Here is a 22,557-nt window from a genome sequence, read left to right as displayed (position 1 = left end):
AGTATGCGAGCACTTACCATCAACACCATAGAAGGCTTACCGGATATTCGCGAAGGCGACAACCTTGTGGAATTGATAATTGAAAAGCTTACCGCACAGCGACAGGTGTTATGTGAAGGCGATGTACTGGTTATCGCACAAAAAATCATATCGAAAGCGGAAGGCGCGGTTTGCCATGTTGACGATATTACCCCTACCGAAGAAGCCATCGACGTGGCTGAAAAGGTGAATAAAGACCCTCGTAAAGTTACTGTGATTCTGTCTGAATCTACTCGCTTAGTAAAAGTGCATAAACACCCTGCTGCCAATGAAGGGATTATTATTACCGAGCACAGATTAGGCCATATAAGTGCCAATGCCGCAGTGGATGAATCGAATACCGATAACCCAGGCGAGCTGATTTTATTACCTAAAGACCCTGATACCAGCGCACGCATTATTGCCGAAAGCTTATGCAAATATTACGGCGCACCAGAGCACAGTATTGGTGTGGTGATAAGCGATACTTTTGGCCGCCCATGGCGTTTAGGCCAAACCAACGTGGCCATTGGCGTAGCGAATGTGCCTGCACTAAACCCACTTTATGGTGAATGTGATGCGTGGGGTCGCCCCCTAAAAGTTACCGCGCCTGCCCTTGCCGATGAACTTGCTGCAGCCTCTGGTTTGCTGATGAGTAAACAAGGTAAGTGCCCCGTTATTTTATTTAAAGGGCTTGAATGGGAAAGTAACCCAGACAGTAAAGCCTCAGACCTGTTAAGACCAACCCAAGAGGATTTATTCGCATGAAGATTGCTATTTTAGGCGGCACTGGCCCGCAAGGTTCGGGGCTAGCGAAACGCTTCGCCCTAGCGGGAATAGACGTAGTTATTGGTTCGCGAGACGGCGAACGGGCAGCAGAAAAAGCTAAAGCACTACAAGAATCCATTGCTGCGGCAAGTACTGCCACTACTGGCACCATCAGTGGCACAGACACTATTGCAGCCACATCGGCAGCAGATGAATTCGTGATTATTTCAGTACCCTGGGCAGCACATCACGCGACCTTAGATCAAATTCGCCCATTACTTCGCGACAAAATTGTTATCGACATTGTCGTGCCGTTGGCTGAAAACAACCCCAAAGCGGTTGCTATGCCACCAGAAGGTTCAGCCACAGAATCTGCTCAAGCATTATTAGGCGATGACTATGCCGTAGTCGGCGCGCTGCATAATGTATCAGCTGTCACCCTTAACAATCTTGAGCAAAGCATTAACTGCGACATTTTGGTGTGCGGTAATCAGCTTGAAGCGAAAAACAAAGTAATAGCATTACTAGATAACTTAGGCGTTCAAAGTTACAACGCTGGCCTAGCTGAAAGCGCCCGTTGTATTGAAGCCATTACCCCTATTTTAATTCGCTTAAACATATCCAAAGCAGTGCCATTTAGTCATGCAGGCATTCGTATTTGCCCACCGGATCATTAATACGGGCAGGTCAAAAACAACGTAAGCCGCTAGTGATTAGCTACTAAATAAATTAAGCAAAAACACGCATTAAACAAAATATAAAGAAACAGAGGAAAAACTCATGGAATTTGGTATCACATTTAAAGGCTTTGTTAGCCCAGATCGTGCCCGTAAATTAGTAAAAATGGCTGAAGAAGCCGGTTTCGATTATTGCTGGTTTTACGATTCACACATCCTTTGGCGCGAGTCGTTCGTGGCAATGGCCATGTGTATGGAGCACACCACCAAAATGCGCTTTGGCCCGTGTGTGACCAACCCTAACGTACGTGACTGGTCTGTAGCGGCAAGCTTATACGCCAGTTTGGCACTGCAAAGTAATGGCCGTTTCGACATTGGTTTAGGTCGTGGTGATTCTTCTATGCGTGTAATGGGTAAAAAGCCTGCGAACCTTGCTCGCTTAACCGAATTCACCCATAAAGTGAAAGCCATGGTGCGTGGTGAAGAAGTGATGTACGGCGAGTGCGAAAAGCCGGTTAAATTCCCGTGGGCTACAGGCTATGAACTGCCAGTTTGGGTGGGCGCTTATGGTCCGAAAGCCTTAGCAGTAGCCGGTGAACATGGCGATGGTGTCATTCTTCAAATTGGCGACCCAGATTTGGTGCAATGGTTTGGTCAACAGTGCCAAGATGCCGGGAACAAAGTTGAGCGCGACATGAGCAACTTCAAAGTTCAAGCCGCTGCACCTGCTTACTTTGGTGACATGGAAACCTGTATTGAAAAAACCAAGTGGTTCCCTGCCATGGTAGGTAATCACGTGGCCGATATTGTTGAAAAATACGGTACAGATTCAGGCTTAGTACCAAAAAGCTTAACCGATTATATTGAACAACGTCGTGGCTACGATTACTCGAAGCATGGTCAAAGCGATAACCCCTACCTAGACTTTATTACTGACGACATCGTCAAAAGCTTCTGTGTGTTAGGTGAAGCTGAAGATCACATTACTAAAATTCAGGCGCTTAAAAACGCTGGAACCACGCAATTTAATATCTATTTAGATAACGGTGATGAAGAAAATATTATCACTCGTTACGGCAAAGAAGTTATCCCTGCTTTCCGCTAAATTTGATGGCTAGCCTAGGGCGAGTTTCACGTAAATTATTGTCATTTAATTTGCGCGTAACTTAGCCCTACGCTATCGCGTTTTCTTATACCCATATCAATAAACCCTTTACCCCAAAACAGCTTTAAAGCCCCAAAAACCCCACTTTATTTTTTAATATCATAAGCTTAACAACAAACCGTTCGAATTAACCAATACCGCCTCATTGTTAATATATTGTAAATTAAGGAAAGTAAGTACCACTTAGTTTCATAAACATGAAACATGACTTCGACACATGAATATTTACCCCTTGGTAAAACCCCTTTAGTTTCGTTAGAACAAAAGTTAATCAAATAAAAAACAAAAAATACTTCTATGTAGTTTGTAGATGTAACAACAACAAGAAGGGAACACATCATGAAATCGAAACAGACGCTATGCGCTTTAGCAATAGGATTGGCGCTTCAATCTTCCTACACTGCAGCAGCAGATTCGGTGGTACTTGAAAAAATTACGGTTACTTCGCAAAAGCGTGAGCAATACATAAACGACGTAAGTATTGCGGTAACGGCATTCAGTGGCGAGCAAATGGAGTCATTGGGTTTTGAAAGCAGCACCGACCTAATTGCATTTACGCCAGGTGTTTCCCTAGCTGGTGATATTGGTGGTCAACGCGCCATCTTTAATATTCGTGGTGTGGTACAAAACGATTACGCAGACATTGCTGAAGCTCCGGTGGCGGTATACGTAGATGGCGGGTACTTAGCCAGTACACAAGCGCAAACATTTGGTTTATTCGATATCGCCCGTGTTGAGATTTTGAAAGGCCCACAGGGCACCCTTTTTGGCCGGAACGCCACTGGCGGTATGGTAAATACCATTACAGCGAAGCCTACCGAAGAAGTGGAAGGTTACGCTGAACTCACCTTTGCTAGCTTCGAACAAAAACGGTTTGAAGGTGCGGTATCGGGCGCACTAAGCGACAAAGTATCTGGCCGTATCTCGGTGATGGCAAACAAGATGGGTAACATCCTTGAGAACGTGTATGAAGATGAAGCCGCGCCAGATACTCGTGCGGGCAGCATTGGCGGCGGTGAAGACGGTTACAACGACGATACCAAGGCATTCCGTGCTCAGTTAAACTTTGATTTAAGCGCTAATTCAAACCTACTAGTTAGTGCAAACTGGGCAGATACAACCAAAAGTGAAGGCCCTTATCAAGTGGTTAATACCACAGAAGTAAAAGACGCTGCTGGCAATGTTATTGATGTTATTTATGCCGCTGACGATCCACTAGGTTGTGACACTATTCAAGCTGGCGCTTGTGTAGATGGTAACTTTAACGGCGACCCACTGCGCCCAGTTCAAGGCGGTGACTTTAACGGTAATATCGACCCTGATGGAAGCGGCGAAAAAGTAAATAAAGACTTCGCCTTTGAAGATCAAAACAAAATTAAGTCTCGCGGCCTAGCAGCAACTTACGAATATGATTTTGACGACTTCACTTTTACCTCGGTGACCGACTGGAAGAACTTTACTCGCGTTATCGGCCTAGATTCAGATCAAACCGCCTCACCAGAATTAATTTTCCAGTCAGATGGCGACATTACCCAGTTCAGTGAAGAGTTGCGAGTAAGCGGCAACACCATGAACAGTAAATGGGTAGCAGGTTTTTATTACTTAAGCATTGAAACCGACTACTTACAAGGTCTAGCCGCAAGCCCAACAGGCGGCTATTTGGCCGGTGAAGAACAAAACACATTAGCCACTATCGATACCGATTCATACTCAGTATTTGGGCAAATCGACTACGATTTAACCGACGAACTAGTACTGGTATCGGGCTTACGTTTAGTACGTGAAAATAAGTCGATGGACGGCCAGCTACGCCAAAATGCCAACTTGGTAGACCGTGATATTGAAGTAGATTACAGCCTTGATCCATTAGTAGATGTAGCCATGGATAACGATGAAACCATGTGGTCTGCAAAGCTACAGTTAGACTATAAGCCAAACTCAGACACCCTGTTATATGCCGGTATTAACCGAGGCGTAAAAGCCGGTAACTTCAACGCGCCTTTAGGCGGCAGTTTTAGCACCTACGACGCTGAAGTACTTCTTGCCTATGAAGCGGGCGCGAAGCTAACTCTAATGGACGGCAAAGCACAGTTAAACAGTAGTATTTTCTACTATGATTATACTGACTATCAGTCGTTTTCATGGGTAAACAATGCCGGTGTGGTTTTCAACGAAGACGCGCAATTTACCGGTGCTGAAGTTGAACTACTATTAAACCCTATTGATGCGTTAGACATCATGTTCGGCGTGTCTTACACCGATGCCGTTGTTGAAGACTTAGAGGTGGCTTCAGGCGTATTTGTAGACACTACCCCGCCGTACACACCTGAATGGCAATCATCTGGTTTAGTGCGCTACACATGGGATATAGACAGCGGCAGTATTGCAGCGCTAATCAGTGGTTCATACCAGTCTGAATCTTTCCACAACGCGAGAAACTTTACGGCGCATACCATTGAAAGCCACTTCAAAGCTGATGCACGCATTACCTGGACTGACAAAGAAGATTTATGGAGCGTAGCCGCTTACGTAGATAACCTTACCGATTCAGATCACGAATTAATTGGTTTTGACGTATCAGGTTTCTACGGTACATCACAAATCTCTTATGCGAAACCACGCACTTACGGCGTAACCGTTAGACGTAATTTCTAATCTATGAAAGGTTAGCTGCGGATACAGATATAAAACCGCTCAACGAACATCCTGTAAGCAAAGGCCCCTTTTGGGGTCTTTTTATCTTTTATTTACGTGAATTTAGTGTAATCAAACTTACCCCATTCTACCTTCTCGTTGCCCGTGTAAAGCTTTAACGAGAGCAAGCCAACCCCCACCAAATACATATCATTCGCGCTAAAGTATTAGTGCGTTCACCTTAGAAATCTTTTGCAGCATGGATGCTGCCAGCAGAGGCCCCCTCACCTCTCAACCCTCTCTAAAATTTCAAGTTTTGTTATAAGGGGGATAGTGTGTTCCTCAGAAATCTTCTGCAGCATGGATGCTGTAGAGAGGCCCCCTCACCTCTCACCGCCAAATTCCACCTTGAACAAGAGTGTTAGTGCGTTCACCTTAGAAATCTTTTGCAGCATGGATGCTGCCAGTAGAGGCCCCACACCTCTCAACCCTCTCTAAAATTTCAAGTTTTGTTATAAGGGGGATGGTGTGTTCCTCAGAAACCTTCTACAGCATGGATGCTGTAGAGAGGCCCCATGGATGGGTCTACGCCGTGTTTCTGAGGAACACACCATCCCCCTACCACGCCAAATCAAGGCTTGATATTTAAATTTCTTTCGCTTTATACTGAATATAGTTACTTGTCGGAGTGCTCAACTGAATTAATCCAGTGAGCTGAGACCGCGAAAGCGGGATCCGTTGAACCTGATCAGGCTAATACCTGCGAAGGGAACAAGAAAGTACAAAGTGGTAAGTCGTAAATTGTAAAAGTGAAACCATGTAGTATGGCAAGAATTTATCCTGCGGGATTTTGCCTGTAGTACCGGTCATGCTTTTGCGCCCTTTGTATTCTCTCCTCCACTCCTGACAAGCATTTTATAACCTAAACTAACAGGCGAAAATGCTATGTCGACTCGACGCGAACAGCGCCAACAGGCGCAAAACTTTATTAATCAATTGGCTGGTGAAGCCTACCCTAATTCTACTCGTCATTACGAGACAGGCAGCCGCGACGATATTAACGTTGCCATGCGACTGATTCATCAGCACGACAGCTTAATAGGCGGCACCGAAGAAAACCCCATATTTGAAAGTAACCCACCCATTGGGGTTTACGATACGTCCGGCCCTTACGGCGATCCAGACGTGACCATTGACGTGCAAAAAGGGTTAGCGCCGCTACGAGGCAACTGGATTAAAGCACGTGAAAATACATACGAACTTGAAGGCGTATCGTCACGCTTTGCGAAACAGCGTGAGCAAGATATTGTCACCGAAGATTTTCGCTTCACCCGAACGCTAAAACCACGTAAAGCCCTAGAAGGTAAAAACGTGACACAGCTGCATTACGCTCGCCAAGGCATTATCACGCCCGAGATGGAATACATTGCTATTCGGGAAAACATGGGGCGTGATGCATTAAAAGACAGCCCGCTAAGTCAGCAACACAAAGGCGAACACTTCGGGGCCAACCTGCCTTCGAACATTACCCCTGAGTTTGTTCGCCAAGAAGTGGCAGCAGGTCGCGCGATTATTCCTGCGAATATAAACCACCCTGAACTAGAACCCATGATTATTGGCCGCAACTTTTTAGTAAAGATTAACGCCAACATTGGGAATTCAGCGGTAACCTCGTCTATTGAAGAGGAAGTGGAAAAGCTGGTGTGGTCTACACGCTGGGGCGCCGATACCATTATGGATTTATCCACCGGCCGCAACATTCACGAAACCCGTGAATGGCTGCTTCGAAACAGCCCAATCCCTTTAGGTACTGTGCCCATCTACCAAGCCCTCGAGAAAGTAAATGGCGTGGCTGAAGATCTTACCTGGGAGTTGTTTAAAGACACCCTTATCGAGCAAGCCGAACAAGGGGTAGATTACTTCACCATTCACGCAGGCGTATTGCTTGAATACGTGCCACTTACCGCAAATCGAGTAACGGGCATTGTGTCGCGCGGCGGCTCTATTATGGCCAAGTGGTGTTTAAGTCATCACAAACAGAGCTTTTTGTACGAACGATTCCGCGATATTTGTGAAATTTGTGCCGCTTATGATGTATCGCTTTCTTTAGGTGACGGGTTACGCCCAGGCAGCGTAGCCGATGCAAACGATGAGGCACAATTTTCTGAACTTCGCACCTTGGGTGAGCTCACTAAAATAGCCTGGGAATACGATGTTCAGGTTATGATTGAAGGCCCAGGACATGTGCCAATGCATATGATTAAAGCCAACATGGAAGAGCAACTAACCCATTGTCATGAAGCGCCTTTTTACACGTTAGGCCCGTTAACTACCGATATTGCGCCAGGTTACGACCACTTTACCTCAGGCATTGGTGCCGCCATGATTGGCTGGTATGGCTGCGCCATGCTTTGTTACGTTACCCCTAAAGAACATTTGGGCTTACCAAACAAAGAAGACGTTAAGCAAGGGCTAATTACCTACAAAATTGCGGCACACGCGGCCGACTTAGCCAAAGGTCACCCTGGTGCACAAATTCGCGATAATGCCATGTCGAAAGCTCGCTTTGAGTTTCGTTGGGAAGACCAGTTTAACCTAGCATTGGACCCTCATACCGCCCGAGCCTATCACGATGAAACCCTACCCAAGGCCTCAGGTAAAGTGGCACATTTTTGTTCTATGTGTGGCCCCAAATTTTGCTCTATGAAAATTTCTCAAGAAGTGCGAGATGTAGCCAAAGCTAATCAGGAAAAAGGCATGCAAGACATGGCTACCGCCTTTAACGAATCTGGCGCCGCGCTATATCACGGTGCCGATACCAAGGTACAGCTACCGTGAGCGAAGCTTCAACACAAGACACACTTAAAGCTGCGACACAAGCCATGAGCGAAGAGCCTGTTGCGTGGGTTATTGGTGGCATAGATACAAGTGGAGGCGCGGGTATTACCCGCGACGCCATCACACTTGCTGATATAAGTGTGCATGCATGCGTATTAACCACACAAGTCGCTAACCAGTCTCATTCAACAATGCGAAGTGCATCGGCATTGAGTATCGAAACGCTCAATGCACAATGGCAAGCGCTAGAAATCGAACTTCCCCCTAAGGCAATAAAAATTGGCGCAATTGCAAACACAGCACAAGCCCTGTTCTTGTGTGAGCATGTGACAAAAATAAAACAATATAAAAGCACAAGTTGTTTTGTTGTTTGGGATCCGGTGTTGGTGAGTTCTTCAGGAGGTGTATTAAGTGAACTTAGCCAACAAAGTGTTGATGCGCTTATTGCGGCTGTGGATATTGTAACCCCTAACGTGAAAGAGCTATCCCAGTTATCAGGCTGGCCTGTGCACTGTGAAAAATCACTGTTAGCAGCGGCAAAGGTGCTTATCGCCCGTGGCGCTAAGGCGGTATACGTGAAAGGCGGCCACGCGCATTGGCAAAGTACAGCCATTGATACTTTTGTGTCTACGCATGCGGTTCGAATTTTTCAGCAACCCCGAGACAACATGGGGAACCTTAGAGGTACAGGCTGCATGTTTGCCAGTGCATTAGCTGGTTTTGTGGCAAGCGACTATGATATTCAAGATGCGCTAACGCTCGCTAATGCTTACCTGCATAAAGTGCGCAACGCATCCTTGCTTTCTACCAATTCCGTCTGTTCTGCCGATCATATACATTGCGCAGAATTGGTTGGTTTTCCATTAACACCGGTACACTACCCTTCCGTTCGCTTTGGTGAAAGCGACCCAATCCGGCGTCAAACCCCAATGCATTTCCCTAGATTAACCGACACTTCGTTAGGGGTTTACCCAGTACTGAACGATATATCGCAATTGGAAGCGCTAGTAGAGGCAGGCGCCGTGATTATTCAATTACGAATAAAGTTTGGCACTCAAGATGATAAGTCTTTACAAATTGCTAAGGCTGTTGAGATGGTAAAAAACACGCCCTGTCAGTTATTTATTAATGATGACTGGGAGCTAGCCATCAAGCATGGTGCTTACGGCGTGCACTTAGGCCAAGAAGATCTCGAAACAGCCAACTTACACGCCATCTCGCGTGCAGGGCTTAGACTGGGCATTTCAACCCACGGTTACTGTGAACTTCAACGTATAAAATGGCTAAACCCCTCATACATTGCACTTGGCCATATATTTCCCACCACCACCAAAGATATGCCATCGAAACCTCAAGGACTCGATCGCCTTTCACGTTACGTTCGTCTTTGTGGAGATACGCCAACAGTGGCCATTGGCGGTATTAACTTGGCGCGAATTAATCCGGTAGCCAGTACTGGTGTATCGGGTATTGCAGTAGTACGTGCTATTACGCAAGCAAAGGATCCCGCGGCGGCATATCACAACCTGCGACAACAGATGAGTGGTGGCGAGGTAATTAGCGATGTCATTGATGATGACACCGACAAAGTTAGCACTTCGGTTCAACACGGACTTAACCATGAATAATGCGCACTTATCTAGCGACGACATCAGCCGCTATAGTCGCCAGTTGATGCTAGATGACATTGACGAAAAAGGGCAAGCGCGCCTTAAACAAGCTTACGCGGTTGTCATCGGGCTAGGTGGCCTGGGCTCCTTGGTTGCGCGTTATTTGGTAGGTGCAGGTATTGGCAAAGTATTGCTGGTAGATAACGACACTGTGGATAAAAGTAATATTCATCGGCAAGTGCTGTTCAACCAAGACCATATCGGCCAGCACAAAACCCAAGCTAGCTATGCCCAATTGCGCCTTGTAAACCCAAACACCCAAATTGAACTGGCCGAGGTTCAAGCAAATAGCAGTAACTTAGCCTCATTGATATCCGGTGCCCATTGCGTGCTTGATTGCAGCGACAACATCACTACCCGAAAAGCCATTAATGCTGCTTGCGTTAACCAGCGCACAGCACTTTTTATTGCCGCCGCTAGCCAGTGCAGCTGGCAAGCGTTAAACCTGCAGTTGAATGAAAACAACCACGGTTGCTATGCATGCTTGCTTGCCCAAACCAAAGTACAAGAAGACTGTATCAGCCAAGGGATTTTAGGCCCAGTGGTAGGTATGGCCGCGTGCTATCAAGCTACCCAAGCCCTGCTGTATATGGCCAACCCCAAGGTAAACATTACGTGGGGGCAATACACCATCATGAATGTGGCCTCCGCACAGTTTCAATCTTTCTCACTTCCGCCTTACAAACACTGCGAGGTATGCCAATGTCACACATAAATATTTCATTAAATGGTGAGCAGGCTAACTGTGCACCAAATACGTCGGTGTTAGCATTTCTAACAGCCCAAGGCGTAATCCAAGACACAAGCCAAGACGGCACTGCTGTGGCTAAAAACGGCAGTATTTTAGCCAAGCCTCTTTGGGGTGACAGCCACTTACAACATAACGACAAGCTTGACGTTTTCACGCTTGTAGCAGGAGGGTAAATGCTTACCTTAGCTAACCAGACATTTTCATCACGCCTATTAATGGGCACAGGTAAATTTAGCTCGCCTAGCATAATGAAACGCAGTGTGAAAAGTGCCAAAAGCACCATGGTGACGCTAGCCATGAAGCGGCTCTCTGCGCATATTGAACACGATAATTCCTTAGCCTTGTTGAAAGAATTAGACGTTACGCTATTGCCAAATACTTCCGGAGCAAAAAATGCACAAGAAGCCATTTTTGCCGCTGAGTTAGCCTACGAAGTACTAGGTTCACCATGGATAAAGTTAGAGATTCACCCTGACCAGCAGCACCTTTTACCTGACCCTATCGAAACCTTACAGGCTGCCGAAGCATTGGTGAAAAAGGGGTTCAATGTACTACCGTATTGCCATGCTGACCCTGTGCTTTGTCGGCGATTAGAAGAAGTGGGCTGCGCTGCAGTTATGCCATTAGGCGCGCCTATTGGCACCAACCAAGGGTTACAAACGGCGCCTTTTTTGCGCATTATTATTGAGCAAGCGAATGTGCCCGTTATTGTTGATGCGGGAATTGGCAAACCCAGCGAAGCCATGGCTGCCATGGAAATGGGTGCAGATGCTGTATTGGTGAATACGGCTATTGCTACTGCAAGCAATCCTGTTGCCATGGCGAGCGCTTTTTCTAAAGCCGTTGAAATAGGCCGCAAAGCTTATGAAGCGGGCATGCCTATTACGCAGCAAAATGCGAAGCCTTCTAGCCCCTTAACGCAGTTTTTGGTGCAGGAGTAGTTAGTCATGCGTATAGCAAGCACACTCATGTCGCAAAACTTATCAGATATAGCCCTTTCTATTCAAAGCAAAACCAGCAAGCACGTAGAGCAAGCCCTGAGTAAAACCAGCCGTAATTTAGATGATTTCATGGCGTTGATATCACCTGCTGCCACACCTTATGTAGAAGAGATGGCTTCGCAATCTCAAATGCTAACCCGGGCACGATTTGGCAATACCATGGGGTTATTTGTGCCACTATACCTTGCCAACTTGTGTGCGAACGAATGCACATATTGCGGCTTCACCATGAGTAACAAAATAAAGCGCACAGTGCTGAACATAAACCAAATAGAAAGAGAAATAGCCGCCATTACCGATATGGGGTTCTCACAAGTATTGCTGGTAACAGGCGAGCACGAGCAAAAGGTAGGCATGCCTTATTTTAGTGAGGTGATACCCACAATCAGGGCTAAAGTGAGCAATGTAATGATGGAAGTACAGCCGTTGCCACAAAAAGACTACGAAACCTTAAAGTTGTTAGGGGTGGATGCGGTACTGGTTTACCAAGAGACCTATAACCCTCAAGAGTACGCACGTTACCATACTCGAGGCAAAAAGCAGGATTTCTTATGGCGTTTACAGGCCTGCGATCGTATTGGCGCAGCAGGTATCGATAAAATAGGCATTGGTGCCTTATTAGGGCTAGGTGATTGGCGCACCGATAGTGTGATGACAGCCCTTCACGGCCAACTAATTCAGCAACATTACTGGCGAAGTCGAGTGGCGATTTCTTTCCCCAGGTTACGACAATGTGAAGGCAACACTAACGATTCAGCTAATTTATTAACCCAGCAGTTTCCTAACGAAACACAACTATTGCAATTGATATGCGCTCACCGTTTGTTTAACCCACAAGCCGAGCTGTCCCTATCTACCCGTGAATCGGCGCGATTTCGCGATGGTGTGTTGCCATTAGGCATTACTACTATGTCAGCAGGGTCACAAACTCAACCAGGCGGTTACAGTGCGCCGTCAGAAGCGCTTAACCAGTTTGATATAGATGATACTCGCCCCGTAAATTTGGTAGCCGCGGCTATTGAAGCGAAAGGATTGGAGCCCGTATGGAAAGACTGGATGGCTTTTAGCTAGCCATTTTGTATATCTCTTTTTCTAACCACTGGCGTTCGCCTATTTCTAGTCGCTGGATATAGCTATAACACTTTCCCATCATGCTAGTTAAGCGATGAGTAAACGTTTATTGTTTCTGAGTGTTAATCCAAAAAGCCCTTTGTAAGCTACTATTACTAAGCAGCTTTGTTTTAACAGTGGAAAAAGGATGGCAATGAAGAATATCAATGTAAGAAGATTAGCGTTGATCGCAGGGGTATTAACCCTTGGTACACTCACCGCCTGCGGCGATCATTCCAATTCAGAAGCCCATGTCCACGCCCAAAATGAAGCAAGAAAACAAAGTACAACCGCTTCACTCCCAACCATTACCAACTACTTTACTGATGACGTTATAGTTAGTGACAGTCTTGTAGAATGTACATTAAGCGATGGAACCGAAACTAGCTGTTACATCGTTACTATGCCCATAAATAGTGAAATTGATGTTGGCCACGACAAAGGCCCTTGGTGCCCACGTAATATTAGCGATACCGCTGAAGACGCAGGTATTTGGTTAAATGATAACGAAGTATACGATGCAGATGGCAATTTTATCGAAAACCTAGCCACCTTCTATAGTGACGACAATTGGCAGCTATTTAACCCTGAAACTGGCGAAATTAAAGTCACTGACAGCAAAGATGCTTGCCTTGCAGCTGCGCGACCCGATGTCGACCCCAAATATCAGAACTACTGCGTTGAATGCCTACCTGAATACGCAGAAGATGTTGAACCACAAAAGTACCTCATTCCCGCCTACCCTGAAAAAGCATCACGTATTACCCAATTCGACCCTCATGGTGGTGTCGGCCTTGCATTTAACGGTGTAAAGATGGATGCGCCGGCACCGGTTGATGCCATATTAGGCGCCTACACTCTGGCACCTTTTGATGACTGCGGTGGCCATGTTAACCCGCATGTTGGGTACCATTACCATGCAATTACCGAGTGCTCATCTATTGATACTGCGCTTTCTACCCACGGAAAAATGTTAGGTGTGGCACTAGACGGTTTTACTATTTTTGAACGCAAACACCCTGATGGGTTAGTGCCTGATGATCTTGATGACTGTGGTGGGCATGCTATCGATGGAAGTGGTGTTGGTGGACAAGAAGGAATTGGTTACCACTACCATGCGGGAGATGCTGGAAGTAACCAAATTTTAGCCTGCTTCAGTGCACCTTCAGGTTGCGCTATTGAAGGTGACAGTATGCATTGCGATGTGCGACGTGGACCGCCAGGAAATCGTCCACCGCCACCCAAACCATCTTAAGAAGATGGATTAGATTTTCTAACGTGAATAAATAATAAATGTTTTTTGCGTTATATCTATTTTGCCTCTACAATCCGCGCAAATTTTAGCCAAACCTTTTTAAATGTTAAATAACAGGCTTGGCGTTTCGCGCTGCCGTGCTTAGCGGTGAATGCACTCTTAGTTTTTTAGAAATATAGCCCCCAAGTAGGACAAGTCGTTGGACACTGTAGAATTTATTCAAATTCGGAGATTTATTGTAAAGCTTGGCAAAATGCTGCATAAGTACGGTACACCTGCTTTTCGACTAGAAGCTTACTTATTAGAAGTAGCTAGCTACTTGGGCGTACACGCCTCATTCATTTCTACCCCAACTTCATTAACTTTTGTTATTTGGAGTGACAGGCACGAAGACGAATACAACCATGCATCTCGCCTACTGCCAGGCGACTTAGACATGAATGCGTTATCACTTACCGACGAACTAGCAAGTTCATTACTCAGTGGTGATTTAACGCTTGCCGAGGCTGATAAGCGCTTAGACGAAATAGATGCTATGGGAAGCCCATATGGAAAATGGCTGACTGGTGGCGCTTATGGTATGGCTACCAGTGCCTTTGCCATGCTAATGGGTGCAAGTTGGGCAGAGATTGGTTGGTCAGGGTTGTTAGGCTTACTCGCCTATGTGTGGACACTTTGGTCCCAGCGCTCTAAGCGGGTTAACTTAATGCTTGAACCGGCTACAGCCTTTATTGCCGCCTTATTAACTTGTGCTATTGGTACTTATATCGACCCAGGTATTAATATCCCTCTTATCGTACTTTCCTCGGTAATTGTATTTGTTCCTGGCCTTGCCCTTACCATGGGGCTTGCCGAGCTTTCATCACGCAATATGGTATCGGGCACCGCTCGCACCATGGACGCGGTAATGCAGTTGTTTAAGCTTTACTTCGGTGCTTTTTTAGGCGTATCTGCAGGCTTTAGCTTATTTGGCGAGAATGTGTATCAACCTGCCGAGTCTTTGCCTTATTGGGCAACGTGGTTATCAGTATTTTTGTTATGTTTAGCGCTAGTGGCTATATTTCGCACAAGGGTTAAACATATTCCGTGGGCAATGGCGGCAGCCTTTATTGCATACAGTGCCACGGCGTGGAGCTCTGACTATATGAGCCAAGGTTTAGGGGCTTTCGTGGGAGCCTTCGCGCTAGGTCTCTTTGCCAATGCGTTTACCCGCATTGCAAATCAGCCTGCTACCATTGTGGCTATGCATGGGTTGATTGTATTGGTACCGGGGTCTAAAACCTATATTGGGTTAAACTCGTTTATTTCGGGGCAAGACTTTGTACAAGCTGATCATTTAGGTCAGGAAGTGTTCTTGATTTTTATGTCGCTAGTAGCAGGGCTTATATTTGCTAACGTTGTAATGCCAACTAAAAAAGCCCTGTAGTGCGGGGGTAGCTTAGCAAGATACATCGACTTTTCGTCACGTATTCATGCTTGTAAAAGGTATCACTTGGGAAATAACAGCGTTATGAATAACGCTGTTATTCGCCCTATTTTAATAGCTTCATTAATGCCTTTCCTAAACGCACGTTAAGCGCCCCTGCGGCGACGGCTTCAGCGGAATTCTCCATAAATTTTGCACTTAACGAACCGCCAATTTGATTGGCTACTTCATCGGTAGCCAAGTCGAATACCCCCTGTGCGGCAATATTTTGGGCAAGTACGCCGAGTAGTTTCCAATTGCCTATGGTGCCAGGTCGAAGGCCATAAATTTTGGCCATGCGCCTTATGGTACGAAAGCTTATCCACATGACTGCAAAAGTTTGAATTAAGTTATTTGGGCTAATAAATGCCAAGCTTCCTGCGGTTATCGACTCTTTGTTTAGCACTTTTTGCGCTTTTTGCTGCACCGCGTTTAATACCGTATCGTGATACAGCCCCAGCCGCTCTTTGGCAGACATATCATTGTGCAGCTGCTTTTGATAAATAGCGAAACAGTGCGCAGCATAAGACGATGATGTAAAACGGCTACCATGGCGTTTGAGTACTTTGTCGACGGTCTCAATGCTATCTTCACCGGTTAACGAAGCGATAGTTTGCCCATCATCAATGGCCTTATTGATTTGCTTATAACCTCGCCATTCTCGAAAGCTCAAATAACTGAAACAGGCCACAAAACCACTAAGTAGTACGGCCAAAGCAGTGCTAGCAATGGGATGCTCAGCTACGCTTGCCGTAAGCGTGGTGTAGGCATCGAAAACAAAGAAGCCAATAATGGAAAGTACACCTAGCCCCAAGGTTAATCCGCCAGTAGAAATACGCGCTTTTGCGCTGTCCATTTGCCATTCGTTGGTTTCAGTTTTTGCGGGCATCGCCGTATCCGGGGGCGTAACATCAATACGCTGCTTTACTACTTTGGGGCGATAGGCTGGCGGAGTTGCACTTGCTAGTTTCTCGGTATCTTTATACATCGAGCTTTGTTCATCCATCGAGCTTTGTTCGCTCATCGAGTCTTGTTTATTCATTGGAAACTCCTTCGGCCAATAAGAATTGCAGTAGTCTGTCCAACCCTCTGCCGGATAGTATTCGCGCCATATAGTCTTGCGGCACTTGGGTGTTCAATACTGGAAAATGTGCATCTGCTTCCATGGCTTTAAGTGAAGCCGGTATCGGTTCAAATGCCGCTTCTACATAACCATTCTCGGCATCTTGATAACGCAATGCATTTGGCGAGCTGCCTTCATCCGTGACTTGTATTGCCGATACTAAAAAATGCTCAAACTTAATAGGCTTATCAACAAACCGAGCTCTTGCACCTTCGGTGACCTGCTTGAGTAACGATAACAAGTTTTCGCGCTCAGACACCGGGATTAAATCCGCTTTTGTGGCTACAAAAGCCACTCGGCCAATGGCTTCTTTGCGCATAACATTGCGGGCAAACCACCCTGTTTGGCCATACACAAAGGTGTCGGCCAAATGACTAAGCGTTTCTTTTAATTGATACAAATGCTGGCGGCTGTGATTTAACCCTTCGAATAAATCCACCAAAATAATTTGTTTGTCGGTTTCCCGAAATACAGACTGTTTTAACGGCGTTAACCAGTCTTTTTGAAACCTCGTAAAATGCGCATCAAATACCTTATACCAAGGATGAGATACATCGCTGGTAATACTTGATGGTAACGGCGCAAAGCCTAACTGCTGCCAGTCAAAATCACTCGAATCTAATAAGAAGCTGCCGGGTTGTAGCAAGGATATTCCATTTTTTTTCGCCACCACTAAATAATGTCGATAGGCACTCACGAGCGCGTTAATGTTCTCTTGTGTGGGCAGTTGTTCGAAGTCAAAGGCGTTAACCACCGTTTTCCACTCATTCGCAAAATGCTGCTGAGGCCCGCTACTTAATTGCGCCCATGCAGAATCAGACCACTGAGCGTAGGTTTTACCTAGCATAGGAATATCGGTTATCCACTCCCCTGGATAGTCGATAAATTCAAAAACAATATCGGTGTGGGGCAAAAGGTGGCGCTTAATACTCATGGTTTGTGTTAACCGCACAACAAGCTTAAATCCATAAGCTTCTTCGGTAGCCTCAGGCCACCGACCTGATGCCAGCGCATCCATGTTCTCTTTGAGAGGGAAAGGCTTGTACCCGTCTATGGGTTCAATCCGCATGAATTCTACCTGTGAAGGCGGAAGATATCGCAACAAAGGCATACAAGCATAACCTTCTTCGCTGCGACTTTTCAGCATGGTCATTAAGCTGGTGAACAACATAGATTTTCCGCTTCGGCTTAAGCCGGTAATGGTAAATCTATGGGTTTCTTTACTGAAAATATCAGACAGGGTTTCCCCTGATGCTGACGCGGCTAAGCGCACCTTATCAAGTAAAGAAGACAAACTGTTTTGCATGAGCCACCCGTTCCCTTTTAGTTGCACTTAACCATACGTGCCTCTACATAATGTGGTCATTAATTGATGTAAGACAAGCATATTGCACGTTTTGTTACAACTTCCGCAATTTCACCTTAATCTAAGTTGACGACTATATGACGCACTGATACATAAGCTAATGTGCATATAAGAATTTGTTTACTTTGTGCTTAGTCTTTACCGTTAATAGTAAAAAGGATCATCAAATGAGCAAGTCGTACCCTGATATAACTAAACGCATTTCAGATAACATGAAGTCTCTTCGAGCTGGCATACCCGACACCATGCAAGGTTTTTCAGCTATGGCGAAAGCAGCAACTCAAGACGGCGCCCTAGATAAAAAAACCAAAGAGCTAATTGCATTAGCCATTGGTATTTCAACGCGGTGTGACGGCTGCATTGGCTTTCACGTAAAAGCACTGGTCGATTTAAACGTAACCAAAGAAGAGTTAGAAGAAACCCTAGGCATGGCCATTTATATGGGTGGCGGCCCATCATTAATGTATGCCGCTGATGCCATGTTAGCCTACGAGCAATTTACCCAAGGGTAATACACGTTAACTGAAGAGAGCGTGCTGGCTTTGTCATCAGGAGGCTTTGTCTTTAAAAGACTTTGTATTAAAGCGGCTACCGCTATAGCGCTTTTACATACAGCCGCTTTCGCACTTTTGCAATATGCACTTTTACTGAATCCACTAGTGCTGAGCGGTTTTGCCGAACAGCTTTCGGTTAATGCGATTTTTGGCTGAATGCCAGTGATTCTTTGGCAGGGTTGGCGCATTCTCGATAACGTGGTCAAAGGGAATATCAACCAACTGTACCGGTGCCACATGGGCACAGAAAATCGTTTCTATAGACGACTGTGCGATGCGTTGTAACGACTTACGGTACTGATTCGGATGACACAAGGGGTAAGGTGGTACTAACTCACCTTTTACCTTCACCAATAAATCGGCAACGTAAGCTTGTCGGGTGGGTTCGTGCATAATGCTTATATCGTGATCAGTGTGACCAGGTGAGTAAAGCACTTTCCACTCGTTAAATAAGGGCAGATTTTGATTATCTTCCAGCAGAATATCAGCACACAATACAGGGTTATACCAAATAGACTCTCGCTGCTTGCCTATGCGATTTGCCACCCACCATGTCAGGCCCAAATCAATGGCGTGAGCTGCTCTGCCCATTAAACCTGCATACCAACTTTTTGCTTTTGGGTGCGCTGCAATAGGCGCCCCGGTTAACGCTTTTAGTCGAACCGCCCCACCAGCATGATCGGGGTGCATATGTGTGACCACAATTAATTTTAAGTCGCTTAACGGCCGATGCAAGGTATCAGTGATAAACCGGCTCACCGTTTCAACATCTGCGCGGCTACAGCCATCTAATAGCAGTAAGCCATGGTCGTGCTCTGCTAGGTAGATGTGTTGAATGTAGCCAGAAATGGTGTGGATCTTCATATAGATTCTCAAGGCGTTAAACGCTGTCATCATTGATACGTGCGCTTCAAATGTGGCATGTTTTATAGCGCAGCAAGCCAATAATTTATGCTGAAATACTAGCAAACATTACACGCAATAACCAGTTCATGCAAACAACTGTAATGCTAGCGCCTTTAGCCACATTAATCCTGGCTCGCCCTCTTGATGCTGATGCCAGTACAGATGTGTTTCTAATGCAGGTAGGTCGAATGGCAGTGCCGCGATACTTAAGCTTTCGTCAGCAAGGGCGCTGGCAATGGAGCCTGGTAAGGTTAACAGTGCGTTGGTGTTCGCGGTAACCTCTGCCGCTGCTCTATAATTTTGACAACGCCATAGTGAAGGGCGACTTACGCCAAGTTGCTGCAGGGCAATTTCTTCTACCGATGCCCCTTTAATTCTATTCGACACCGTAATATGACGGGCATTTAGGTAAACCTCTGCACTTAGGCTGTCACGTAAATCATGCTGTGTATTCATTAGTACAGCGTAGTTGTCACGGGTTAGCAAACAATGTTCAACCGGCGGCGAAATTGGCCGCCCTATGTCTACCACTAGATGTAAATTGCGATTGCTTAAGTCTGCCACCATAGTGTCACGATTTAATCGCGCACTCACAATTTCAACATTAGGTGCATGCACTTCAAGTTTTGCCAATAGTGCAGGGAGAACACTGAGTTCTAGCGATTCCTGCATAGCAATAACAAAGCGCTGATGGCTGTGAGCTGGATTAAAGGCCGTAAATTCACTTAATGCACGGCGAATATTGGCTAGCGCTTCTAGAATTTGAGGTGCTAAACGTTCGCAGGCGGCAGTAGGCAGCATGTGATTTTTTTCACGAACAAATAGTGGGTCGCCAAGAATTTCGCGAAACCTTCGCATGGCATGGCTAACCGCTGATGGGGTGATATGTAGCGATTCAGCTGCATGGGTCATGTTACGCTGCTGCCACAAGGCCTCAAACACTTTCAGTAAATTTAAGTCGAGCTTTTCGAATTGTCGATCATCTTGCATAAAGACTTATTCCTATGGTGCCTGAAACGCTCGGTTCACACGCTACTTAGCAAACCAACTCTTAAAACCAGCTTCAGTACCGGCATTGGGACTGGTTTTGAGACCGGTTTGTAAGAGCAATGCTCCATGAATGCAATTCACAACACTGTCGGACTACATTTCATTTCATTCATTTTAGTAACTAAACTACTCTATAGCTATCAAATTTATTGCCCACTGCTTTTTAAGCTAATCGCCATTTGTTAAGCACCCGAGGATAGTCATGGATTTTTCGCATAACGATAAAACAAACGCCCTACTCGAAAAACTTGATGCATTTATTGCTGAACATATCGAGCCCATTGAAAATGAAGTTTATGATTTTCATCATAAAGAGAATCACCACAGTGATTGGAAGAAATGGAAGCTACACCCTGGCACCGAGGCACTAAAACGAAAAGCGCGCGAGGCAGGGTTAGCCAATTTGTTTTTACCCGATGCTGAGCTTGGCAAAGGGTTAACTACCCTTGAATATGCGCCCATGGCTGAGCGTATGGGCAGATTTCTTTTCGCCCCTGAGATATTCAACTGTAACGCGCCAGATACAGGCAACATGGAAGTGCTTTATCACTTTGGTAACGATGCGCAAAAAGCCAAGTGGCTTACGCCGTTACTAGCAGGCGAAATACGTTCCGTGTTTGGTATGACAGAGCCTGACGTGGCATCGTCTGACGCCACCAATATGGCAGCAACCATTATTGAAGATGGCGATGATGTAGTGATCAACGGTAAAAAATGGTGGTCTACTGGTTTAGGCCATCCTAATGCAGCGTTTACCATATTCATGGGCTTATCTAACCCAGAAAATGACAAACACAGCCGCCATAGCATGGTGATTGTGCCACTAGATACACCAGGAATTACCATAACCCGTATGCTAGATGCGTATGGCGATTACGATGCCCCTTATGGTCATGGTGAAATGCATTTTGATAATGTACGGGTAAGTAAAGAAAACCTAGTGATGGGTTTAGGTAAAGGCTTTGCAATTGCTCAAGGCCGTTTAGGCCCTGGCCGAATTCACCACTGTATGCGCGCCATCGGCATGGCTGAAAAATCACTAGAGCTTGCCCTTAAACGTGGCCACGAACGGGTCGCGTTTGGTAAGCCCATTATTCGCTTAGGCGGTAATTTAGAGCGTGTTGCTGAAGCACGTATGGCCATAGAGCAAGCCAGACTATTAACCCTTCATGCCGCATGGAAGATAGACAACCTTGGCGTGAAGCACGCCATGACAGAAATATCTGCCATTAAAGTGGTGGTGCCTAACATGCTGCAATCGGTAGTAGACATGGCACTACAAATTCACGGCGGTGCAGGCATGTGTAGCGACTTCCCATTAGCAAGATTTGCCGCAGGCGCTCGCGCACTTCGATTAGCCGATGGCCCCGATGAAGTACATAAAGGCATGGTGTCACGCATAGAGCTTAGAAAGTATCAATAGTTAGAACAGCCTTGAGCGGGTAAACACCCCTGAGCGGGTAATCAGCCTTGAGCGAGTAAACAGCCCTGAGCGTTTATAAACAGCCCTGAGCGTTTATAAATAGCCTTGAGCGTCGAACAAAAAAAGGGCCTACTCTTCTAAGTAGGCCCCTTTTTTCATATTCACTATTCTTCGTTCACCGTCTATCGTCCCACATGGGTACTTAAGTTATTCACTGTCTTCATTTAAACGACTATGAAGAAACTCAAGTTTGGCAAAACTTTTGTTCAACTCAGGGTTCGTCATAACTAACGCCGCTACATGTTCATAGCTTTCTTCGCGAGTTTGTTTGGTTAAAAATTTAATCATTTCGTCACTAGGTAATCTATTAAAGTCAATCCCTGGGCTAGTAGACATGGTTTTGATATACAGTGCTCGCGCAGCTTTAACATACCGAGGCTCACAGGTTTTTTTGGCAATTTTACTGCCTAGAGGCCGATGGTAAGAACATAGCACGTCAAACTTCGCCACTTCATTTATTTCATGATACATATCCAAGAAATCAAATTTAGCTTTATCGAATTCACGCTGTAATTGCGGTTTTGTTTTTTGGCCAAGTATTTCAAACTGCTCATATTTTCGAGTTTTATCGTGCTGCGCTAATACTGCACTACTAAACAGTAAGGTAACCACTGTGAATAAACCTGTTAGGTACTTCACGGGGGCGTTAAATATAGCGAAAGTGGTGTGTGCCTTCATCATGTTTTCCTTTATTGATGCGTTAAACTTAATCTAGCACGTGTA

The 22,557-nt window shown here is 45.7% G+C and carries 19 protein-coding genes and 1 riboswitch; of the genes, 14 read left to right on the top strand and 5 right to left on the bottom strand.

What is annotated here, in order from left to right:
* Positions 1 to 3: 3 nt before the first annotated feature.
* The 12 genes from cofE to AVL57_RS00655 all read left to right on the top strand — a co-directional run bounded on the left by cofE (position 4) and on the right by AVL57_RS00655 (position 15,313).
* The gene (cofE, locus tag AVL57_RS00710; protein WP_057794828.1) at positions 4 to 786 is read left to right on the top strand and encodes a coenzyme F420-0:L-glutamate ligase; all 783 of its coding nucleotides are present in this window, start codon (positions 4 to 6) and stop codon (positions 784 to 786) included.
* Positions 783 to 1,463: an NADPH-dependent F420 reductase gene (npdG, locus tag AVL57_RS00705; RefSeq protein WP_057794830.1), complete on the top strand. Its 681-nt coding sequence runs from the start codon at positions 783 to 785 to the stop codon at positions 1,461 to 1,463. Before cofE ends, npdG begins: the two co-directional genes overlap by 4 nt.
* 103 nt (positions 1,464 to 1,566) lie before the next feature.
* Positions 1,567 to 2,568, top strand: a complete 1,002-nt coding sequence (locus AVL57_RS00700; protein ID WP_057794832.1) for a TIGR03842 family LLM class F420-dependent oxidoreductase — start codon at positions 1,567 to 1,569, stop codon at positions 2,566 to 2,568.
* A gap of 399 nt (positions 2,569 to 2,967) precedes the next feature.
* Positions 2,968 to 5,283, top strand: a complete 2,316-nt coding sequence (locus tag AVL57_RS00695; protein WP_057794834.1) for a TonB-dependent receptor — start codon at positions 2,968 to 2,970, stop codon at positions 5,281 to 5,283.
* Positions 5,284 to 5,936: 653 nt separating this feature from the next.
* A riboswitch (TPP riboswitch) is annotated at positions 5,937 to 6,050 on the top strand.
* A gap of 157 nt (positions 6,051 to 6,207) precedes the next feature.
* Entirely contained in the window at positions 6,208 to 8,100 is a 1,893-nt protein-coding gene (gene thiC / locus AVL57_RS00690; protein WP_057794836.1) for a phosphomethylpyrimidine synthase ThiC, read from the top strand.
* Positions 8,097 to 9,728 carry a thiamine phosphate synthase gene (thiE, locus tag AVL57_RS00685; RefSeq protein ID WP_232363252.1) on the top strand — a complete coding sequence of 544 codons (1,632 nt, stop codon included), beginning with the start codon at positions 8,097 to 8,099 and terminating at the stop codon, positions 9,726 to 9,728. Before thiC ends, thiE begins: the two co-directional genes overlap by 4 nt.
* The gene (locus AVL57_RS00680; RefSeq protein WP_057794838.1) at positions 9,721 to 10,485 is read left to right on the top strand and encodes a HesA/MoeB/ThiF family protein; all 765 of its coding nucleotides are present in this window, start codon (positions 9,721 to 9,723) and stop codon (positions 10,483 to 10,485) included. Before thiE ends, AVL57_RS00680 begins: the two co-directional genes overlap by 8 nt.
* Positions 10,473 to 10,694, top strand: coding sequence for a sulfur carrier protein ThiS (gene thiS / locus AVL57_RS00675; protein ID WP_057794840.1), 222 nt, complete (start codon positions 10,473 to 10,475; stop codon positions 10,692 to 10,694). Before AVL57_RS00680 ends, thiS begins: the two co-directional genes overlap by 13 nt.
* Positions 10,695 to 11,462 (top strand): thiazole synthase, encoded by a 768-nt coding sequence (locus AVL57_RS00670; protein ID WP_057794842.1) that lies wholly within the window; start codon positions 10,695 to 10,697, stop codon positions 11,460 to 11,462.
* 6 nt (positions 11,463 to 11,468) lie between these two features.
* A complete protein-coding gene (gene thiH / locus AVL57_RS00665; RefSeq protein ID WP_057794844.1) occupies positions 11,469 to 12,593 on the top strand; it encodes a 2-iminoacetate synthase ThiH in 1,125 nt (374 codons plus the stop codon).
* A 193-nt stretch (positions 12,594 to 12,786) separates the two neighbouring features.
* Complete coding sequence (locus AVL57_RS00660) at positions 12,787 to 13,887, top strand: YHYH protein (RefSeq protein WP_057796464.1); 1,101 nt, start codon at positions 12,787 to 12,789, stop codon at positions 13,885 to 13,887.
* Positions 13,888 to 14,086: 199 nt separating this feature from the next.
* Positions 14,087 to 15,313, top strand: coding sequence for a threonine/serine exporter family protein (locus AVL57_RS00655; protein WP_057794847.1), 1,227 nt, complete (start codon positions 14,087 to 14,089; stop codon positions 15,311 to 15,313).
* A gap of 106 nt (positions 15,314 to 15,419) precedes the next feature.
* Here the strand turns inward: AVL57_RS00655 and AVL57_RS00650 are convergent, their stop codons facing one another.
* Both AVL57_RS00650 and AVL57_RS00645 read right to left on the bottom strand, forming a co-directional pair.
* Positions 15,420 to 16,394, bottom strand: a complete 975-nt coding sequence (locus AVL57_RS00650) for a YcjF family protein (RefSeq protein WP_057794850.1) — start codon at positions 16,392 to 16,394, stop codon at positions 15,420 to 15,422.
* On the bottom strand, positions 16,387 to 17,781 hold the full coding sequence (locus AVL57_RS00645) for a YcjX family protein (RefSeq protein ID WP_057794852.1): 1,395 nt from the start codon (positions 17,779 to 17,781) through the stop codon (positions 16,387 to 16,389). Before AVL57_RS00645 ends, AVL57_RS00650 begins: the two co-directional genes overlap by 8 nt.
* A 227-nt stretch (positions 17,782 to 18,008) precedes the next feature.
* On the opposite strand from AVL57_RS00645, the gene AVL57_RS00640 reads away from it, so the two are divergent.
* Complete coding sequence (locus AVL57_RS00640; RefSeq protein WP_057794854.1) at positions 18,009 to 18,353, top strand: carboxymuconolactone decarboxylase family protein; 345 nt, start codon at positions 18,009 to 18,011, stop codon at positions 18,351 to 18,353.
* Between the two features lie 144 nt (positions 18,354 to 18,497).
* Here the strand turns inward: AVL57_RS00640 and AVL57_RS00635 are convergent, their stop codons facing one another.
* Both AVL57_RS00635 and AVL57_RS00630 read right to left on the bottom strand, forming a co-directional pair.
* Positions 18,498 to 19,259, bottom strand: a complete 762-nt coding sequence (locus tag AVL57_RS00635; RefSeq protein ID WP_057796466.1) for an MBL fold metallo-hydrolase — start codon at positions 19,257 to 19,259, stop codon at positions 18,498 to 18,500.
* Positions 19,260 to 19,385: 126 nt separating this feature from the next.
* Entirely contained in the window at positions 19,386 to 20,291 is a 906-nt protein-coding gene (locus tag AVL57_RS00630) for a LysR family transcriptional regulator (RefSeq protein WP_057794856.1), read from the bottom strand.
* 262 nt (positions 20,292 to 20,553) lie between these two features.
* Between AVL57_RS00630 and AVL57_RS00625 the strand changes: the two genes are divergently transcribed.
* Positions 20,554 to 21,774: an acyl-CoA dehydrogenase family protein gene (locus AVL57_RS00625; protein WP_057794858.1), complete on the top strand. Its 1,221-nt coding sequence runs from the start codon at positions 20,554 to 20,556 to the stop codon at positions 21,772 to 21,774.
* A gap of 207 nt (positions 21,775 to 21,981) precedes the next feature.
* Here AVL57_RS00625 and AVL57_RS00620 read toward each other — a convergent pair whose 3' ends face one another.
* Complete coding sequence (locus tag AVL57_RS00620; protein ID WP_232363253.1) at positions 21,982 to 22,515, bottom strand: hypothetical protein; 534 nt, start codon at positions 22,513 to 22,515, stop codon at positions 21,982 to 21,984.
* Positions 22,516 to 22,557 lie beyond the last annotated feature (42 nt).

Origin of the sequence: Alteromonas stellipolaris (assembly GCF_001562115.1) — a bacterium.
Taxonomy (GTDB): domain Bacteria; phylum Pseudomonadota; class Gammaproteobacteria; order Enterobacterales; family Alteromonadaceae; genus Alteromonas; species Alteromonas stellipolaris.
The sequence above is the reverse complement of the archived record's forward strand: the minus strand, read 5'-3'. Positions and strand labels throughout refer to the sequence as shown.

Bases quoted from the DNA above. Each gene is read 5' to 3' on its own strand.
- AVL57_RS00670 (WP_057794842.1), top strand. From the start codon at position 10,695: ATGCTTACCTTAGCTAACCAGACATTTTCATCACGCCTATTAATGGGC.
- cofE (WP_057794828.1), top strand. From the start codon at position 4: ATGCGAGCACTTACCATCAACACCATAGAAGGCTTACCGGATATTCGC.
- AVL57_RS00635 (WP_057796466.1), bottom strand. From the start codon at position 19,259: ATGAAGATCCACACCATTTCTGGCTACATTCAACACATCTACCTAGCA.
- AVL57_RS00620 (WP_232363253.1), bottom strand. From the start codon at position 22,515: ATGATGAAGGCACACACCACTTTCGCTATATTTAACGCCCCCGTGAAG.
- AVL57_RS00695 (WP_057794834.1), top strand. From the start codon at position 2,968: ATGAAATCGAAACAGACGCTATGCGCTTTAGCAATAGGATTGGCGCTT.
- thiH (WP_057794844.1), top strand. From the start codon at position 11,469: ATGCGTATAGCAAGCACACTCATGTCGCAAAACTTATCAGATATAGCC.
- thiS (WP_057794840.1), top strand. From the start codon at position 10,473: ATGTCACACATAAATATTTCATTAAATGGTGAGCAGGCTAACTGTGCA.
- AVL57_RS00645 (WP_057794852.1), bottom strand. From the start codon at position 17,781: ATGCAAAACAGTTTGTCTTCTTTACTTGATAAGGTGCGCTTAGCCGCG.
- AVL57_RS00630 (WP_057794856.1), bottom strand. From the start codon at position 20,291: ATGCAAGATGATCGACAATTCGAAAAGCTCGACTTAAATTTACTGAAA.
- AVL57_RS00650 (WP_057794850.1), bottom strand. From the start codon at position 16,394: ATGAATAAACAAGACTCGATGAGCGAACAAAGCTCGATGGATGAACAA.
- AVL57_RS00640 (WP_057794854.1), top strand. From the start codon at position 18,009: ATGAGCAAGTCGTACCCTGATATAACTAAACGCATTTCAGATAACATG.
- thiC (WP_057794836.1), top strand. From the start codon at position 6,208: ATGTCGACTCGACGCGAACAGCGCCAACAGGCGCAAAACTTTATTAAT.
- npdG (WP_057794830.1), top strand. From the start codon at position 783: ATGAAGATTGCTATTTTAGGCGGCACTGGCCCGCAAGGTTCGGGGCTA.
- AVL57_RS00680 (WP_057794838.1), top strand. From the start codon at position 9,721: ATGAATAATGCGCACTTATCTAGCGACGACATCAGCCGCTATAGTCGC.
- AVL57_RS00660 (WP_057796464.1), top strand. From the start codon at position 12,787: ATGAAGAATATCAATGTAAGAAGATTAGCGTTGATCGCAGGGGTATTA.
- AVL57_RS00700 (WP_057794832.1), top strand. From the start codon at position 1,567: ATGGAATTTGGTATCACATTTAAAGGCTTTGTTAGCCCAGATCGTGCC.
- AVL57_RS00625 (WP_057794858.1), top strand. From the start codon at position 20,554: ATGGATTTTTCGCATAACGATAAAACAAACGCCCTACTCGAAAAACTT.